Source organism: Paenibacillus mobilis (genome assembly GCF_058267595.1).
In genome coordinates, this window is the sequence record NZ_JBZCMS010000010.1 from 122,435 (window position 1) to 140,107 (window position 17,673).

Genomic DNA, 17,673 nt, shown 5'->3' on the forward strand with positions numbered 1-17,673 from the left:
TTACAAAACCAAGTATAGAACCGCCTTATCTCTAAAACATTTCTGCTTTGTATCGGACCTGTAAACATTGTTTTCCCAAAAAAGTCCTTTAACCACTGCCGGGCGCATTGGCCAAACCGATAAAAAAAGCCGCCGGACTCGAAAGTCCGGCGGCCTGGCTCACAGCCTGATCCGCGATCAAAAATTAAAATCCAAAACCTGCGTAACCGTCTGCGAATCCTTGCCTTCAAAAGTGACGCCGATCCGCTTGCCGGACGGGCTCCAGCTAATCGGAAACTGCAGAAAATAATCCGGTCCTACCAAGGATAACTGTCCCGAGTCATAATCAAAAACATAGAGGCCGTTCAGCCCGTTTTTATCTTCGTTATAAACGTTCAGCGCCAGCTTCGAGGAATCCGGCGACCAGGAGATATAACGCAGCAGAGTACCTTGGGCCAGTGCGCCTCCTTCAACTTTTCCGTCAGGCCCGAGCAGCCGGAGTTCGCTGGATTTCCGGTCGCTTTGAAGAATGACCGCAGCCAAATGTTTGCCATCCGGAGAAATCTCGAACTGCGCCACCTGCTGGCTTACGGTTTCAGGCTGACTTTGCTCAGGCTCGAATTTCTTTAAGACGGACTCGCTATCGACATAATAAATCCAGCCTTGGCTGACCCCAAACTGGGTAAAATATTCCACGGTGGAATCTTCCAGAGCCAGCTTCTTCATCGTCCCGTCCGTCCCGATCTCCAAAATATCCCCGCGGCTGGACATGCTTCCAGCGGCAAGAATATAATGCTCTCCGTCCAGCCAGCCTCCGCGCTCCATATAGTTGTCGACCTTAACTTCGGTCATCGCTCCGGTCTGCAGGTTTTTTATAAAGTTTTGGGCCTTATATTTGTCCGGCCATTTCTGGATAAAGCTGAATTTCCCGTCCGGGGAAACCTGTTCTTTCACTACGGTTTGGTCCGCTTTATCGCTGCCGCTCGCTTGTTCCCGTTTGTCCCCGGCCGTCAAATCCACCACGAAAGGCGTGTATGAAAACTGCGCCCCTTCCGTGGCGGTTGCGGGTTTAACCTCCTTGATCGTCGTAACCCGGAGTTTGTCGTCGGAAACCCAGGAGTCGATGACAGTGTCCTTAAGCTGGTGAATATGACTGACCGAAACCGCCTGAGTCTGCTTTTTCTCCGTGCCCCCTACAACCGTGAGCTTGCGTTTCTCCGGAGAGATGTCCCCCGTAGCAGCCCCGTTATCGGCCTTATTGTTATCCGGCGTGCCGGAGCCGCCGATCAGCCGGTCCTGCAGCGGCTGGCAGGCCGCCAGGCTGACGGCCAAGGCAGCGGCGGCGGCCACCTTCAGGACACGTCCGTAATCCAAATGGTTCATGTTCGTGAATCCCCTTCCTTAGTAGATGTTACAGGTAGTATAGGATCCCCTTATCTCCAATTCATCTCCGGATTGTAACGGGCTTGTAACAAAATGGAACCCGGCTTTTTCTGACCGGAGAAATCCTGTGAACCGCGCAAAAATCACCCGGCAGCCTCGGCCTCGCCCGGCAGCTCAATCACAAACCTGGAGCCGTCCGGTCCGGATTCCGCAAGCTTTACCGTACCGTTTTGTTTCTCAGCAAGACTCCGTACAAGCGACAACCCCAGCCCCGTCCCGCCGGTCTCCCTGGAACGGTCCGTGCTGACCGTGTAAAAAGGATCAAAGATCCGGCTTTGCAGCTCTTTCGCTATGCCAATACCGGTATCCGCAACCTCGATGACGACAAGGCGGCGGCCTGAAGCCGTCCGTTCCGAACGGCTGGATAACGTCACTTTACCGCCGGGCCGGTTGTATTTTACCGCGTTGTCCAGGAGGTTGGTCACCATGTGCATGACATTATCCGGGTCGGCCCAAGCCGTCTCATCCGTTAACCGTGCTTCGAGCGTGACCTGCCGCCTCTCCGCCTTGATCCGCAGCCGGCCGACCGCCTCCTGCAGCAGCGGCTTCAGGCGCACCTCCTCCGCCCGGGTCTGGAAATCGTAAATGTCCATGGAGGAAAGCTGGAGAGCTTTCTCGACCAACGCATAAAGCCGTTCGGCCTCTTTGCCGATTTGGGTTCTGGCGTTGCGCAGCAGCTCCGGATCGTCGCTGTACATCTCCAGCAGGTCCGAATAAGCGAGAATAGAGGTCAGCGGCGTCTTCAGCTCATGGCTGATGTTGCCGATGAACTGCTTTTGCTGCTGCTCCAGCTCCTGCAGCCGGGCTATGGCCGCCAGAAGCTTCTGCTGTTCTTCATTCAGCTCGGTGACATAATTGGCGATACTCCCGCTCATTTCGTAGATCCCCTCGGCGAGTTCGCCGAATTCGTCTTTCCGCTTGACCGGAGGAGCGGCCAAATACTGCCCCTGCCCGATCTGCTTCGCGGCCGTGTTCAGCTTGGACAAGACGTGAACCTGCCGCCAGACATAGAGATAGCCGACCACAAATCCGGCCAGCAGCACCGCCGCGCCGGTGACGATAAACAGGTTTTGGATCCGCTGGTAGAAAGCGTTCTGCTCTATCAGCGAGCTGTGAAACTGTACGGTCCCCAGAAACTGGTCGGCATTGTATAGCGGAGCCAGGTACAGCAGCTGCTCGCCGTCGCTAATGTAAGCCGATTTCCCTTGGGCGGTGTAAGCGAGCGCATCCTTCACGTCGGTTAACGGATGAATCGGCAGCGAGGTGCCGGCAAATTCACCTTCGTCATTATAAAGCGTCACGGCCATCCCGCTTTGCTCGCCCAGATCGACGGCCAGCCGCCGGCCGCTTTGCTCCATAAAGACATCCGGGGGTACCTGCTCGCCGGTCAAATAATCCTCGCGGACCCGAAGGTTGGCCGCATCGGCCTGGTGGGCAAAATTTTGCTCCAGCCGGATCCGCTGATCTTCACGGATTCCCGCGAGTACAAGCGTGCTGAGCAGCACCAGCACCGAAGCCAGCAGCAGGGCCAGCAGCAGCGAAAGTTTCCCTTTGAGCCCGATCCGGAACCTGCGGGATTCTCCCGCCTTCGAGGAAGGCTCGAGAGGATTCTGTTCGGAGGTCATGAGAGGGTCCTCGTGCTTTTATAGCCGATTCCGTAAACGGTCTGGATCAGCCCCTGCCATTCGCCGAGTTTCTTGCGCAATCTTTGAATATGGATATCGACCGTCCGGGTTCCCCCGGCAAAATCCATATCCCAAACCTGATCCAGCAGCGTTTCACGGGAATAAACCCGCTCCGGATGACGGGCCAGCAGAGCCAGCAGATCAAACTCTTTAGGCGTCAAATCCAGCTCCCGGCCATCCATCCGCACCGTCCGGCTGAACGTCTCGATCGTCAGGCCGCCGAGCTCGACTTTTCCCTCATCAGGACCGGTTTGCAGGTCAGCCGCAAAATTTTTCCGCCGGGACAAAGCTTTCACCCGGGCCACGACCTCCCGGATATCAAAAGGTTTGGACATAAAATCATCAGCGCCCAGCTCCAGGCCAAGCACCTTGTCTACGATATCGTTTTTGACCGTCAGCAGCAGCACGGCCGGCCGGTTTTTCTCGTCCAGCTTCCGGCAAACCTCGTACCCGTTCAGTTTCGGCATCATAACATCCATCACCATTACATCCGGATGAAAGGAGGCCACCTTTTCGAGGGCTTCTTCCCCGTCCTCTGCGGTGTCCACGGTGAATCCTTCCCTTCCGAGTGCATAGGCTACCGCGCTGGAAATGCTGGTTTCATCATCTACGACAAGCACTTTAATCATGTTAATTACCCCTTTAAACCTAATATATGTATGATTTTAAAAAAAGAAAGAGCCCCACCCTTGTCGTAAACTAGACGAACCCAGGCGTAAAAAAGTTGTGCCCTTTGTTGCCCCGGCATCTATTCCTTATTTTGCACTATATTTCGGAGGTTTACTCGGTGGTGATTTCAGACCCTCCGAACCTCTGCATGCAAAAAAACGCCTCAACCGGGCTATGGCTATAGACTATAACCCAACCCGATTGAGACGTCCTTTTAACTTTTGTCTTAATCTTTACCTTTAATCACCAGCCCTACTCCTGGTTCCCTTAGTCCTTCGTCACCAGCTTCAGCGGCGCCGGAATGGATTTTTCGACCGTTTTGCCCTGCAGCACGTCGCGTGCCGCCTGCACGGCCATTTGGCCGATCAGCTCAGGCTGCTGAGCCACCGTTGCGGTCAGCTTGCCGTCTTTGATCGCTTTCAGCGCGTCGTCGCTGCCGTCAAAGCCGATGACCGGAATATTTTTGCCCGAGCTTTGGATCGCTTCGATTGCGCCCAGCGCCATTTCATCATTCTGGGCAAAAACCGCCTGCACGTCCGGATGCGCCTGAAGCAGGTTCTCCATCACGTTCAAACCTTTGGTGCGGTCGAAATCGGCCGCCTGGGAAGCTACCACATTCAGCTCGGTGTCCGCCACCTCGTGAAACCCTTTGCCGCGTTCACGGGTTGCGGAAGCGCCGGCTACGCCTTGAAGCTCAACGATCTTGGCGCCTTTACCTACCAGCTTGGCCAGGTATTCCGCCGCCATTTGGCCGCCTTTGACGTTATCGGAAGCCACGAAGGCTTTAACGTCGCCTTTATCCGCCGAGCGGTCGATCGTAATGACCGGAATGCCCAGGTTGTTGGCGTTCTCCACCTCGGTAGAGATAGCCGCCGAGTCGGTCGGGTTGATCAGCAGGGCGTTTACGCCTTTTTGCATCAGATCTTCCACGTCGTTGGTCTGTTTCGCCGAGTCGTTCTGGGCGTCGACCACAATCGTTTCAATGCCCTGCTTTTTGGCCTCGGCCACAACCCCTTCTTTCAAAGAAACGAAAAACGGATTATCCAGGGTCGAAACCGAAAGGCCGATTTTGATGTCGCTCAAATCCCCGCCGGTTTTCGGTTTGGCCCAGCTTGGGGGCTGCATGGAACAGCCGGTCGTTAGCACAAGCAGCAGCGCTGCAATTAATAACGTTAACTTTTTCATCGTTTAATCTCCCCTTTATGCGGATTTCTTCCGGTCGATGAGTACGGCAATCAGGATGACGACCCCTTTGACCACCATCTGGTAGAAGGAAGATACGCCGAGCAGGTTCAGCCCGTTGTTCAGAATGCCGATGATCAGCACGCCGATCAAGGTGCCGACGATGCGGCCGCGGCCGCCGGACAAGCTGGTGCCGCCGAGAACGACCGCCGCAATCGCATCAAGCTCGTAAGATGTACCGGCTGTCGGCTGGGCCGAATTCAGACGGGAAGTCAGGATGGCGCCCGCCAAGGCGGAGAGCAGTCCAGCCAGCGCGTAGATCATGATTTTGACGCGGGATACTTTGATGCCGGATACGCGGGCCGCTTTTTCGTTGCCGCCAATGGCGTACGTTTTGCGTCCGAAAGACGTTTTATGCAGAACCACCCACAGGATGGCAAAAGTAATAATCATTGTAACGGCCGGTACTGGAATGCCGAATTGATAACCGCGGCCAAACAGCTGGAACGCCATGCTGTCGCCGAGTCCCGTAATCGGGTTGCCGTTTGTGTAGACAAGCGTCAAACCTCTGAAGATCGTCATGGTTGCCAAGGTAGCGATAAATGGAGCCATTTTGCCTTTCGCGATCATGAGGCCGTTAACCGCCCCCATAACGCCGCCGGCCAGACAGCCGATGATGATGGACAGGACCGGATCAAGTCCGGAAACCATCAGGTTGGCGACAAATGCGCTGGACAAGGCCAGAATCGAACCTACCGACAAGTCGATGCCGCCCGTCAGAATAACGAAGGTCATGCCAAACGCGATCAGCGCGTTAATCGAAACCTGGCGCAGCATATTCAGAATGTTAAGCGGTTCCAAAAAACTCGGATTCAGCACCGAAACGATGATGATCAGTATAATCAGGCCAAGCAGCGGGCCGAGCTTTTGCGTGACCTGCGACAGCTGGAACCCTTTGGCTGTTTTTGTTTCATTGATCGTAGACATGTTATTGTCCCCCCGTAGCGAGTGTCATGATTTTTTCCTGCGTAGCTTCTTCCCTGCTCAGTTCGCCGGTGATCCGGCCTTCGTGCACAACCACGATCCGGTCGCTCATGCCGAGCACCTCCGGCAGCTCCGACGACACCATGATGATAGCGACGCCATGTCCGGTCAGCTCGTTCATCAGCTGGTATATCTCTCGTTTCGCGCCGACGTCGACGCCACGGGTCGGTTCATCCAGAATGAGTACTCTCGGACCGATGCCCACCCATTTGGCGATAACCACCTTCTGCTGATTGCCGCCGGACAGATTGCCCGCCGCCGTTTCGGACGTGTGGGTTTTGATGCGCAGCCGCTTGATCAGCATATCCACGAACGACTTCTCTTTCTGAGCCGAGATCAACCCTTTGGAGGTAAAGCTCTTCAGGCTCGGCAGCACCATATTCTCACGGACGGAAAAATCAAGGATTAGCCCCTCATCCTTCCGGTCCTCCGTAATAAACCCGATGCCCAGCTTCACCGCGTCGTCCGGCTTGCGGATGGCGGCTTTTTTGCCGAACAGCGTGACTTCGCCGCGGTCCAGCGGATCGAGTCCAAACAAGGCGCGCATGATTTCGGTGCGTCCCGAGCCCATCAGCCCGGAGAACCCAACAACCTCTCCCTCATGAACCTTGAAGCTGATATCCTCGAACATCCCTTTACGGGAAGCATGCAAAACCTCAAGCGCCACTTTGCCGGGATTCGGCGTCCGTGCCGGATAACGTTCCGTCAGCTCGCGGCCAACCATTTTTCGCACCACTTCATCGAAGTTTGTGTCCGGGATCGCTTGGGTATCGACCGTTTTGCCGTCCCGCATCACCGTAATCCGGTCGCAGATTTCGAAAATTTCCTCCATCCGGTGGGAAATGTAGACGATGGAGACGCCTTCTTTTTTCAAAGAGGCTATAACTTCAAATAACTTGCGGATTTCCCGTTCGGTCAGCGCCGACGTTGGTTCATCCATAATGATGACCTTCGTTTCCGTCAGAAGCGCTTTTGCGATTTCGATCATCTGCTGCTGGCCCACCGAACACGCTCCGGCTTCGGCGTTCAGCGGAATGTCCACGGACAACTTGCGGAACTGCTCGGCTGCAAGCGCCTTCATTTCTTTCTCTTTCAAAAGCCCGAAGGACGACGACATCTCGCGCCCGATAAACAGGTTCTGCAGCACGGTCATATCCGGCCATACGTTCAGTTCCTGGTGGATAAAAGCAATGCCCGCTTTCTCCGCTTCCTTCGGATTCGAGAAGTACCTCTCTTGGCCGTCAATCGTAATTGTCCCGGCGTCTTTCACGTACAGGCCGGTCAATATATTCATCATCGTCGATTTCCCGGCCCCGTTTTCGCCCATCAGCGCGTGAACCTCGCCCGGCTCCAGATCAAAATCTACGCCGGACAAAACCTGGTTGCTGCCAAATGCTTTATGAATGCCTTTCATTTCAATGCGCATAACGGCTCCTCCTTAATTCCCGAAATTAACGCCCGCCTGCAAAATCACGTTTGCATACGGCTTGGCTTCACCCGTGCGAATCACGGCTTTGGCCCTGCGGGTCAGCTGCTTGAACTGCTCATGAGGCTGCTGTTCAAGCTCGGCTCCCGCAAACTTTTCTCTGATATATTGAAGCGCTTCCGGATTACCGGTTTGAATCTCCTCCGCCAGCACTACTTTCTCCACAACCATATCCTCGGCCACCGCATTGACGGTGTCTTCAAAGCTCGGCGACCCGAGCGTCAGCGCCAGGTCGATTTTGGGGACCCCGTCCGGAACGGGCAATCCCACATCGGCGATCACGATCGTATCGGTATGGCCAAGGTCGGCCAGCACCTTTGCGATATGACTGTTTAATATCCCCAGTTTCTTCATGTTACATCTGCTCCTCTACTTCCCGTCGTTCCGGCATCCCGCCTTGTGCCCCAAACTTCGTCACGGACAAGGAAGCCGCCCGGTTGGCAAAACGCACGCTGTCATAAACCGGTTTGCCTTCGGCCAGCGCCACCGCAAAAGCCGCGTTAAACGTATCGCCCGCTCCCGTAGTATCTACCACTTCGACCTTGTAAGAAGGCACCAGCACTTCCTGCCCGCCGTCGAAATAACGCACGCCCTTGCTGCCTTCGGTAATAAACAGCTTGTTCGGATATTTCCGGAGGGCTTCGGCGATACTCATTTCCGTAAAAAGAATCTTCGCTTCGTGTTCATTCGGCGTAATATACGCCGCATTGTCGATAACCTCCTGCGGGATCGGCCTTGCCGGAGCCGGGTTCAGCAGCAGCGGAATGCCCAGTTGTTTGGCCAGTCTGCTGACGTAAACCACCGTCTCTTCGGGAATCTCCTGCTGGATCAGCACCATATTCGCGCCGCTAAACGCGTCCACTGCCCTGGAACTGATATAAGCAGGCGTTACTTCATCATTGGCGCCTTTCACAACCACGATGCTGTTGTCGCCTTCAGCCAGAACGATGTGCGCGGTTCCGCTTTCGCAATGTGTAACCGGTTCCACATGCGTCACAGAAACCTGATTGCTCTTGAAGTTCTCCAGAATCTGATCGGCAAAATGATCATCGCCCACGCGGCCCACCATCGTTACCTCTGCGCCAAGGCGCGCAGCTGCTACGGCCTGGTTGGCTCCCTTGCCTCCGGGAACCGTCTTGAAGCTTTCGCCGAGAACCGTTTCGCCGGCTCCCGGACGTTTGGATGCCGTCACTACAAGATCTACGGCCGAGCTGCCTACCACTACGATTTTTGCCATGTTATTCTTCCGCCTTTCTCGTCGTATCCCGTTCGGTAAACGTTACGGGCATTTGAATTGTAGTTTGATCAATAGGTTTATTCTCCATAAATGCTATCAGCAGTCTGGCAGCCGCCCTTCCCATATCGTAAGCAGGCTGGCGGACCGTCGTCAGCGAAGGGTTCAAAATCCGGCTGAGCGGCACATCGTCATACCCGATGATCTGCACGTCTTCCGGCACTCGCTTGCCCAGCCGCAATGCCTCATGCAGCACGGCTGCCGCCACGATGTCGTTGCTGGCGATGACCCCGTCCGTATCCGGATATTGGCTGAACAACTGCTCAGCCCAGGTCCCCGCTTCCGTAAAGGAAAAAGAAGAAGTCTGGATGACATTGTACGAAATCCCCTGCTCCTTCAGCATATCCACGGCGCCTTTGTAACGGTCCTGTGCCGGACGGATATGTTTGGGTCCCTGCATGACCGTTACACGGCGGCTGCCCCGGGCTACAAGCTCGCGGGCGGCGATTCGGCCGCCTTCCCGTCCGTCGGAATAAACCGACGGGCTGTCGTCCACCGTCCGGTCCAGAAACACCACCGGGATCTCCAGCTTCCGGTAGGTATCCGTGTCCGGATAGTTGGTGGAAGCGATGACGCCGACCACGTTATTTTGCACAAAAGTCTGAATATATTCCTGCTCTTTATCCCGGTCCTCGTCGCTATTGCCGAAAATGATGCGGTAATCGTTCTCCTGCATCTCGTCTTCGACCCCTCGGGCAAGCTCCGGAAAAAAAGGGTTTGTAATATCTGGCAGCAAAAGGCCGGTCAGCTTCGATTTTCTTTTGTAGAGAGATCTTGCGACCTCATTCGGCGTATACTGAAGTTCCTTGATAGCGATTTCAATGTTGCGGCGCGTATCCTCGTGGACATAACCCGTTCCATTAATCACGCGCGAAACCGTCGCCACCGAAACTCCGGCATGTTTGGCCACATCACGTATGGTTGCCATAGCTGTTCTCTCCTCATTGGGAAACCGGTAATGTGTAACCGGTTACATCATTAAGATAACATATCGTTTGAAGCTTGGCAAGAGGGGTTTTGGCGGCATAATTTGGAAAATGTTTAAATTTATCCGGAGGCCGGTAAGCCTGGGCCAGCTCCTGCGTGATAAAATAAACGGAGCACCGGGCAGGTTGATTATATGGATCTTTTTAAGCTCAAGGAAACGACGGACAACAACAATAAAGGAGGGTGGGCCAGCATGACCACTGAACTGAAAATCATGTCTTTCAATATACGCACGCTGCACGGGGATGATGGAACGGTTAACTGCTGGGATAACCGGAAAAACCGGGCCGTGCGGGTGATCGACGCTTTTGCGGCGGACATCGTCGGCCTGCAGGAAGCCTACGAGGCTCAAACCGATTATCTGCTGAAGCACTCCCGTCTGCCATACCGGTCTATCGGCACTTCCAGACTCGGAGATACGAGCGATGAATACGTTAATATCTTATATCGGACGGATAAGTTCGACGCCGTTCAATCGGGCCAGTTCTGGCTGAGTGAAACGCCGGATGTCCCCGGCAGCCGCAGCTCTCTGGACTCCGATTATCCCCGTATCTGCACTTGGGTTCGTTTGCAGGCCAAGGGCGGCAGCGCTGATTTTTATTATTTTAATATCCATTTCGCACTGAAAGAGGCCGCACAGGTTCAGTCCACCAAACTGATGCTGGAGCGGGTCGGGCAGATTGCCGGTTTAACCGGACTTCCTGTCTTTATCGGCGGAGACTTCAATTCCACGGAGCAAGGCGAAGCTTACCTTCTGCTGCAGGGCTCCGATTTCACCGATACCTGGATGCAATCGGGACAGGACCTGGCCGGCACCTGCACCTTCGGCAATTACACCGGCGATACAGAGGGACCGCATATCGACTGGATTTTTCAGCGCGGCGCAGGGCCTGTGAAATCCATCGTCATTAACCATTGGAATGAAGACGGCCTGTACCCGTCGGACCATTATCCCGTGGAGCTTACGATTGAAATCCCGGGGCGGTAGAATAACCGGAACGGAAAAGAGCCGCTGGCGGAACGAAATCCGCAGGGGCTCTTGCTGTTTTTCCTCTTATTCGTTTCGGGTCAAAGCCATGCTGAAGCGGGTGCTGAAGCGGGTTAAGTAACGTTCGCCCCAGCGTTATTGTCGTGTCTCTTCTGAATCTCATGAACGCCCATAATGACCGCCACCAGCTCATAATCATTCAACAGCTCGCTGGAATTGCTGAGTTCGTAGGCACTCGCCGAAAACCAGCCGCTCACCTTGGCGAACCGGGCTACGACGCCGTAATCATTGACGACCTCATATTCCTTGGAGAAAGCCGGGGATAAAATATCGTACTCCCCCCTCCCGTTCGTTTCGTACGTGTATTTCTTGCTGAAGAAGGTAAAGCGGCTTCTCAGCTTGCCCCATGTATTTCCGTGGACGTCCTGAACCTCCCAGCGGCCGGAGAAAAAGGGGAATCTCCCGCTGCATACTTGTACGCCATTCCCGTAAACCTCAATCGACGATCCAAAAGCGCTCTTCAAATTCAGATAACCGACCCGCTCATTCCGTTCGTTCAGAATTTCCGTTTCACCGGCATTAAAAAAATTATCGCGGAAATATAAGTTCATCAGCTTCACCTCCATAATAATTTACATACGGCTGAATTTCCAAAAGGTTACAGCTTACTTCATTCCACTCTAGAGATTCATTTGCCAAGCACATATTAAACAGACATTAATTATTGTGTATACTTTCTATATGATGTTCATTAAAGCCGCTGCGGAAGTAAATCAAAGAACAGGAACAATAAAGGAGGAACCCAAGCTTTGGCCAGATCCCTGAACAAAGAACAAAACAAAACGAACATGCTGCGGAAAATCATCCCTCCCATCATGGATCAAGGCGGTTTCCAGCAGCTTAAAATGGAAGAAATCTCGGTCCTGATGGAGGTCAGCCGGGCCACTATGTATAAATATTTTTCGTCAAAGGAGGAGGTCGTCGAAGGAATCGTGGACATTCTAGTCGATTATATCCAAGAGCTGAAGGAGCCCGCGGTGGATGACGACCCGGCGTCTTTCGGGCTGTGCTTTCAGCAGCTGTTCGAGCAGGCTGCCTCGTCCGTCGGCAAAATTACCGAGGGATTTCTGGCGGAGCTTCAAGCCTCGTCCCCGGATGCATACGACAAGCTGAGCAGGGCGCTGGAGCAGCGCAATCGGAAATTGCTCGAATTTTACGCGGCAGGCAAAGAGAAAGGCATCTTTAACCCGATTAACGAAACCTTTATTCTTCTCCAGGACGCGCTGCTGCTTCGCGAAATCACGAATCTCAAATACGTGCTTCAGAATCAGACAACCCTCAAGCAAGTGCTTACCGACTACTATCAATTAAAAAAGATTCAGCTGTTCCGCCCGGAGCGTCTTTCCCTGGTAGACGACTCCAACATGATGCCCGTGATCGAACATCTGGCGGATAAATACACACGCAGACTCCAGGCTTTGTTGTAACAACAAGCGGCCAGCCTCCGAGGACTCCCGGAAACCGGCCGCTGTTTGTCTGCTTATTCCCGGCCGGAACGCAGCACGCGCATCGCGTTGATTACGGCGATTACCGTAACGCCTACGTCCGAGAAAACCGCCTCCCACATGGTGGCGAATCCGAAAGCCCCCAGCAGCAGGAAGACCGTTTTAACCCCTAGCGCAAAAATAATATTCTGCCAGACAATCCGCCGGGTTCTTTTGGCGATGCGGATCGCCGAAACCAGCTTGGACGGCTCGTCGTTCATAATGACGATATCGGCCGCTTCGATGGCCGCATCGGAACCAAGTCCCCCCATGGCCACACCGATATCGGCACGTGCCAGAACCGGCGTATCGTTAATTCCGTCCCCTACAAAAATAATTTTATCTTTGGCCGTTTTCTGCTCGTTCAGCCTTTCCATCCGGCTCACTTTGTCCTCCGGCAGCAGCTCGCTGTAAACTTCGTCGATCTTCAACTGCTGCGCTGCGGCTTCCGCAACGGACCGGATATCTCCGGTAAGCATGACGGTTTTCTTCACGCCGAGCTCTTTCAACGCTTGAACGGCGGCTGCCGCATCTTTTTTCAACTCATCCGAAATGATGATCGAACCGGCATATCGGCCGTCAACGGCCAGATACACCACGGTTCCGGGGGCTTCAGGCCGAACGAAAGGGATATTTTTCAGCTCCATCAGTTTGGCATTGCCGGCCAGCACCTGGTTCCCTTTAACGGCTGCTTCTGTGCCGTGCCCCGGGATTTCGTTATATTCGCCAATCACGCGCACCTCCAGCTCCCCCTTGTACGCATTCCGGATGGACTCCGCAATAGGGTGATTGGAGTGAAATTCAGCATATGCGGCGTATTCAAGCAGCTCCTCTCTGGAAAACCCGGGTTCAGGGTTAATCCCCGTAACTTGAAAAGAACCTTTCGTCAGCGTGCCGGTCTTGTCGAACACCACGTATTTGGCCGCATTCAAAGCTTCCAGATAGTTGCTCCCTTTCACGAGCACTCCCTGTCTGGACGCCGCTCCGATCCCTCCGAAAAACCCGAGTGGAATCGAAACAACAAGCGCGCAGGGGCAGGAAATGACCAGGAAGATCAGCGCGCGGTACAGCCAATCCGAAAACTCGGCTCCGCTGATCACAAGCGGCGGAACAACGGCAAGGAGCAGCGCCACGATGACGACAAATGGCGTATAATACCTGGCGAACTTCGTTATAAAATTTTCCGTGGGCGCCTTTTTGCTGCTCGCATTTTCGACCAGTTCGAGGATTTTGGCCACCGAGGACTCGCCGAACGTTTTTGTGACCTCTATCGAAAGTACCCCGTTTTTGTTAATAAATCCGGCCAATACCCCGCTTCCGGCCTGAACCTCTCTCGGCACCGATTCTCCCGTCAGCGCCGACGTATCCACCAGGGAGCTTCCTTCAAGAATCCGGCCGTCCAGCGGAACCTTTTCCCCCGGCTTCACGACGATCCGGCTTCCGATGCCGACCTCCTCCGGATGAACACGCCTGATTTCGTTTCCTTCTTTCAGATTCGCAAAATCCGGCCGGATGTTGACCAGGGAGGTTATGGATTGCCGCGAGCGTTTGACGGCGAGGTTTTGAAACAGCTCCCCGACCTGATAAAACAGCATTACGGCAACGCCCTCCGGATACTGCCGAATGGCAAACGCCCCGAGAGTGGCGGCCGACATAAGGAAATATTCATCAAAAATGCGGCCTCTGACGATATTTTTCAGCGCCTTAAGGACGATCTCTCCCCCGACGATCAGATAAGCGGCTGCAAACAGCACGAATTCGGGCCATCCCGAAATATGCCCCAGCATGCCTGCTCCTGCGATCAGTGCCCCCGCGATCAAACGAACAATCAGAACTTTGTCGAGCCCTTCCCCGGGCATACGGTTTGGGCTGAGGTTCTGGCCGGAATCTTGAATGCGGCGGCCATCAGGCTGCAGAGGCAGAGATTGGGCCCCTTTTTTCGCCTGCAGTTTTATTCCGGGTTCCAGCCTTTTGACGGTTTTGGCCGTCTCTTCCAGCACCCCGGCTTCTGCTTCGGCCGTTGTCTCCAGCGCTAAAGTCCGAGTCATAAAATTGACCGAGCATGCCGAAACGCCGGGAACTTTTTTCACTCCATTTTCAACTTTTAAGGCGCAATTCGCACAATCCAGACCTTCCAGCACATATTCATGTTTTATATTGGTTTTGGCATTTGGCATCGTGGGACCCCTTCCCCCTGCTCTGTGTTAATACATGAACAACTGTTCATATGTTTGCTTTCATTATATTCTTGCCTTTATTTTACGTCAATGAATCGGTATAATTTTAGGGAAACAGCCGGTTTTAAAGGCTGCATTCCTTGAAACGGGTAGGTGAGATTATGAAATACGAAGAGGCAACCGCGGAAGAATGTGATCTTACCTGCGAAGGAACCGACGATAACCTGCAGGCCGTGAAAACGGCTATGCTGAATATAGACTCCGCCGCGCAGATGGCAGATTGGTTTAAAGCTTTCAGCGATCCTACGCGAATAAGGCTAGTTGATGCACTGCGGCAAAAAGAGCTTTGCGTGCATGATCTGACCGTTCTGCTCGACATGGGGCAGTCCGCCGTCTCCCATCAGCTGCGGTACCTGCGCAATTTAAGAATCGTCAAAAGACGCAAGCTGGGGAAAACCGTATTTTATTCCCTCGACGATACGCATATCGAGCAAATTTTTATGCAAACCCTTCAGCACATTACGCACGAATGACGTTTCGTTCCTAACTAACTGGGGAACAATTATCGATCCGGACCCGAAAAAGGCGCCTGTCTCCTTCTGGAGAAAGCGCCTTTTTCTTTTTTTTAGACTCAGGGCTCGCCAGACGAACCTCAGAATTTCAATACTCGATTTCTTTCACATTCAACAGGGATTCGGCGACCGCCTTATCCTGCTTGAGCTTGTCACCCGGCGTACGGATTTCAGGGGCATGTTCGCTTTGCTCTTCCTGCGGCTCCGTATAGGCACGGTCACGCATCGGCATCGGCTCCTGCTCCGATTCTTCAAACTTAGGCATCTTGAATTCTCCTTTCCAGGCGATGACGCAGGCTATCCGCCCCGGTCATTCCGCTTGTTTCAGGATGTTTTCCGTCCTGCCTATTATTTACCCGTTTGAGCAGGATCTATGCCCAACTTCCTCCAAATTGACTGCGAAGCGGGCTCTAACGGCGGTCAGCGTTGTTAGTTAACGTTCTCAACGGATATTTTCGTGTTGGGCTCATGATTAGCCGCTCTGGCAACCATTTTTTATTCCCCGAGCAGCTTCATAAAGTTCGCGGGCAGCGTAAACTGCTTGTCGTTAATCATGATCTTTTGCAGCTCTTCGGCTTCCGCCTCGCTGTTCGCGTCCTTCACTTCCTGGATTTCCCGCTGCAGCCGCTCCATTTGGTGGTCCAGCGCATTCGCCGACTCGGCCGCCGCTTTCAGCTCGTTCAACAGGTTTTGCGGAACCGCTTTGCTGTACTTGTAAAAGATTTTGTGCTCCAGACTGGCCCAGAAATCCATCGCAATGGTGCGAATCTGGATTTCGACGCACACATGCTCGCACGTATCGGACATAAAAACGGGAACCTCCACCAGCAAATGCAGGCTCCGGTATCCGTTGCCTTTCGGCTGCTGGATATAATCCTTGATCTCCAGAATCTTTAAATCATCCTGCTTCTGCAGCATGTCGCTGATGACGTAAATGTCGGATATAAAAGAACAGGTAATCCGCAAACCGGCGATATCCTTAATGCTTTCGCGGATGCCGGACAATGAAAACTCGCGGTTTTTGCGCAGCATTTTATTCATGATGCTCTCCGGCGACTTCAACCTGGATTTCGTATGTTCAATCGGGCTGTAGTCGTGCAGCGTCTGAAATTCTTCTTTCAAAATGTCGATTTTGGTTTCGATTTCATCCAGCGCAAACTTGTAAATCAGCATAAAGCGGGTGATTTCATATCTGAACTTTTTTAGTTGATCGATTTGCGTTAAAGAATTCATGGTTTAAAAATCCCTTCTGTTCTGTCGTTACCCTCTGAACTTACTATAGCCCAAAACAGCAGGGAACTTCAATTTTCGCGGCCAGGGGCGCCGGACGTCACCCCGTCCCATTCTTCTGCGCTTTCTTCCCCATAAATAAGGCTTAATAAGCGCCCCCCTGCTTTTCCGGCCTACTTGAGTTATAATGAGCTTCACGGAAAGGGAGTGTACGCATGGAATGGAAATTGAAGTCTTTTGAGCAATTGACCGGGGACGAAGTCTACCGGATCCTTCAGCTTCGCATGAACGTTTTTATGCTGGAGCAAAATTGCCTGTACCCGGAAGCGGATAACAAGGATCAGGCAAGCCATCACCTGTTTCTGGAGACAGATGGAGAAATAGCGGCTTACTGCCGGCTCCTGCCAGGGGGGATCTCTTACCCTCAAGCTTCAATTGGCCGGGTAATCGTCAAACCTTCCTACCGGGGGCGCGGTCTGGCTCAGGAGCTGATGGGCAAAGCTCTTGCTTTCCTGACAGGGGAATGGGGAGAAACCGAGGTGAAAATCCAGGCCCAGCACTATTTGGAGAAGTTTTACGGCTCTTTCGGCTTCCGGCCTGTTTCGGACGTTTACCCGGAGGACGGCATTCCTCATGTGGACATGGTATTAATTGCAGAAACACCTACGGGCTTTTCCAAAAATAATCCTTAAAACGCAAATACACCCTTCAGAAGGACGGACGCACGGCTCGGACGGCTGGTGCCCCTATCCATTCTAAAGGGTGTTATGTCAAAGCATGAGGCCTTGAGGGCCATCATACCCTTGATTTTTTTGATGGAGAATCGGGTCGAAAAAGTAATGCTTACCGCAGGGTCTTTAACGCGCCACTCCAGGCCACAACCTGATCAAGCATTTCACCGACGTTGCTGCTCAGGTGCGGAGCTTGGGGTTTAAACACGGTGCCGTTCTCAAAGTCCGTAAACAAAGACAATGTAGGGTGAACGCGCACGTCCGCAATCATCAACTCGCCCAAAATGCCTCTCAAATGCTCAGCCGCGCGCGCTCCACCGGCAGAACCATAACTGACGATGCCCGCCGCTTTGTTGTTCCAGGCTTCACGCGCAAAATCCAGGGCGTTCTTCAAAGCCCCCGTGATGCTGTGATTGTACTCCTGGGCAATAAATACGAATCCGTCGAGACTTGCAAGCTTCTGATTCCAGGCCGCAATCCCCGGCTCCGATCCGTCGGTTGTGCCGAGAAAAGGCAGCTGATAATCCGCAATATCAATAATCTCATAATTCGCGTCTCCGCGTTTGTCCGCGATTCCTTTGACCCATTCCCCGACCTGCGGGCTGACGCGTCCTTCGCGTGTGCTGCCCAAAATAATGCCGATGTTCAATTTTTCCATGATT

18 protein-coding genes are annotated in these 17,673 nt (G+C 53.4%); 4 read left to right on the forward strand and 14 right to left on the reverse strand.

From position 1 onward, the window contains the following. Positions 1-177 precede the first annotated feature (177 nt). The 9 genes from AC3ZPD_RS17985 to AC3ZPD_RS18025 form a co-directional block, all read right to left on the reverse strand. Positions 178-1,362, reverse strand: coding sequence for a TolB family protein (locus AC3ZPD_RS17985; RefSeq protein ID WP_490985658.1), 1,185 nt, complete (start codon positions 1,360-1,362; stop codon positions 178-180). A gap of 143 nt (positions 1,363-1,505) precedes the next feature. Beyond that, complete coding sequence (locus AC3ZPD_RS17990) at positions 1,506-3,047, reverse strand: sensor histidine kinase (protein ID WP_490985659.1); 1,542 nt, start codon at positions 3,045-3,047, stop codon at positions 1,506-1,508. Beyond that, entirely contained in the window at positions 3,044-3,736 is a 693-nt protein-coding gene (locus AC3ZPD_RS17995) for a response regulator transcription factor (protein WP_490985660.1), read from the reverse strand. The genes AC3ZPD_RS17990 and AC3ZPD_RS17995 overlap by 4 nt, the downstream gene beginning before the upstream one ends. A gap of 307 nt (positions 3,737-4,043) precedes the next feature. Further along, entirely contained in the window at positions 4,044-4,961 is a 918-nt protein-coding gene (gene rbsB, locus AC3ZPD_RS18000; RefSeq protein WP_490985661.1) for a ribose ABC transporter substrate-binding protein RbsB, read from the reverse strand. A gap of 15 nt (positions 4,962-4,976) precedes the next feature. Beyond that, positions 4,977-5,945, reverse strand: coding sequence for a ribose ABC transporter permease (rbsC, locus tag AC3ZPD_RS18005; protein ID WP_490985662.1), 969 nt, complete (start codon positions 5,943-5,945; stop codon positions 4,977-4,979). 1 nt (position 5,946) lies between these two features. After that, positions 5,947-7,428, reverse strand: coding sequence for a sugar ABC transporter ATP-binding protein (locus tag AC3ZPD_RS18010; protein ID WP_490985663.1), 1,482 nt, complete (start codon positions 7,426-7,428; stop codon positions 5,947-5,949). 12 nt (positions 7,429-7,440) lie between these two features. Next, positions 7,441-7,842: a D-ribose pyranase gene (rbsD, locus tag AC3ZPD_RS18015; RefSeq protein WP_490985664.1), complete on the reverse strand. Its 402-nt coding sequence runs from the start codon at positions 7,840-7,842 to the stop codon at positions 7,441-7,443. 1 nt (position 7,843) lies between these two features. Continuing rightward, positions 7,844-8,725: a ribokinase gene (gene rbsK, locus AC3ZPD_RS18020; protein ID WP_490985665.1), complete on the reverse strand. Its 882-nt coding sequence runs from the start codon at positions 8,723-8,725 to the stop codon at positions 7,844-7,846. A gap of 1 nt (position 8,726) precedes the next feature. Beyond that, positions 8,727-9,710, reverse strand: a complete 984-nt coding sequence (locus tag AC3ZPD_RS18025; protein WP_490985666.1) for a LacI family DNA-binding transcriptional regulator — start codon at positions 9,708-9,710, stop codon at positions 8,727-8,729. 252 nt (positions 9,711-9,962) lie between these two features. Here AC3ZPD_RS18025 and AC3ZPD_RS18030 point away from each other — a divergent pair, with 252 nt between their 5' ends. Next, on the forward strand, positions 9,963-10,757 hold the full coding sequence (locus tag AC3ZPD_RS18030; protein WP_490985667.1) for an endonuclease/exonuclease/phosphatase family protein: 795 nt from the start codon (positions 9,963-9,965) through the stop codon (positions 10,755-10,757). Positions 10,758-10,870: 113 nt separating this feature from the next. Here AC3ZPD_RS18030 and AC3ZPD_RS18035 read toward each other — a convergent pair whose 3' ends face one another. Next, positions 10,871-11,368, reverse strand: coding sequence for a hypothetical protein (locus tag AC3ZPD_RS18035; protein ID WP_490985668.1), 498 nt, complete (start codon positions 11,366-11,368; stop codon positions 10,871-10,873). Between the two features lie 198 nt (positions 11,369-11,566). Here AC3ZPD_RS18035 and AC3ZPD_RS18040 point away from each other — a divergent pair, with 198 nt between their 5' ends. Beyond that, the gene (locus AC3ZPD_RS18040) at positions 11,567-12,244 is read left to right on the forward strand and encodes a TetR/AcrR family transcriptional regulator (RefSeq protein ID WP_490985669.1); all 678 of its coding nucleotides are present in this window, start codon (positions 11,567-11,569) and stop codon (positions 12,242-12,244) included. 53 nt (positions 12,245-12,297) lie between these two features. Here AC3ZPD_RS18040 and AC3ZPD_RS18045 read toward each other — a convergent pair whose 3' ends face one another. Further along, positions 12,298-14,478, reverse strand: a complete 2,181-nt coding sequence (locus AC3ZPD_RS18045; protein WP_490985670.1) for a heavy metal translocating P-type ATPase — start codon at positions 14,476-14,478, stop codon at positions 12,298-12,300. A 161-nt stretch (positions 14,479-14,639) separates the two neighbouring features. On the opposite strand from AC3ZPD_RS18045, the gene AC3ZPD_RS18050 reads away from it, so the two are divergent. Then, a complete protein-coding gene (locus AC3ZPD_RS18050) occupies positions 14,640-15,011 on the forward strand; it encodes an ArsR/SmtB family transcription factor (protein WP_490985671.1) in 372 nt (123 codons plus the stop codon). Between the two features lie 127 nt (positions 15,012-15,138). On the opposite strand, the gene AC3ZPD_RS18055 is transcribed toward AC3ZPD_RS18050, so the two are convergent. Continuing rightward, complete coding sequence (locus AC3ZPD_RS18055) at positions 15,139-15,315, reverse strand: hypothetical protein (protein WP_490985672.1); 177 nt, start codon at positions 15,313-15,315, stop codon at positions 15,139-15,141. Between the two features lie 230 nt (positions 15,316-15,545). Then, positions 15,546-16,283 (reverse strand): GTP pyrophosphokinase, encoded by a 738-nt coding sequence (locus AC3ZPD_RS18060; RefSeq protein WP_490985673.1) that lies wholly within the window; start codon positions 16,281-16,283, stop codon positions 15,546-15,548. A gap of 212 nt (positions 16,284-16,495) precedes the next feature. Here AC3ZPD_RS18060 and AC3ZPD_RS18065 point away from each other — a divergent pair, with 212 nt between their 5' ends. Further along, on the forward strand, positions 16,496-16,972 hold the full coding sequence (locus AC3ZPD_RS18065; protein ID WP_490985674.1) for a GNAT family N-acetyltransferase: 477 nt from the start codon (positions 16,496-16,498) through the stop codon (positions 16,970-16,972). A 151-nt stretch (positions 16,973-17,123) separates the two neighbouring features. On the opposite strand, the gene AC3ZPD_RS18070 is transcribed toward AC3ZPD_RS18065, so the two are convergent. Further along, complete coding sequence (locus AC3ZPD_RS18070) at positions 17,124-17,669, reverse strand: NADPH-dependent FMN reductase (protein ID WP_490985696.1); 546 nt, start codon at positions 17,667-17,669, stop codon at positions 17,124-17,126. Positions 17,670-17,673 lie beyond the last annotated feature (4 nt).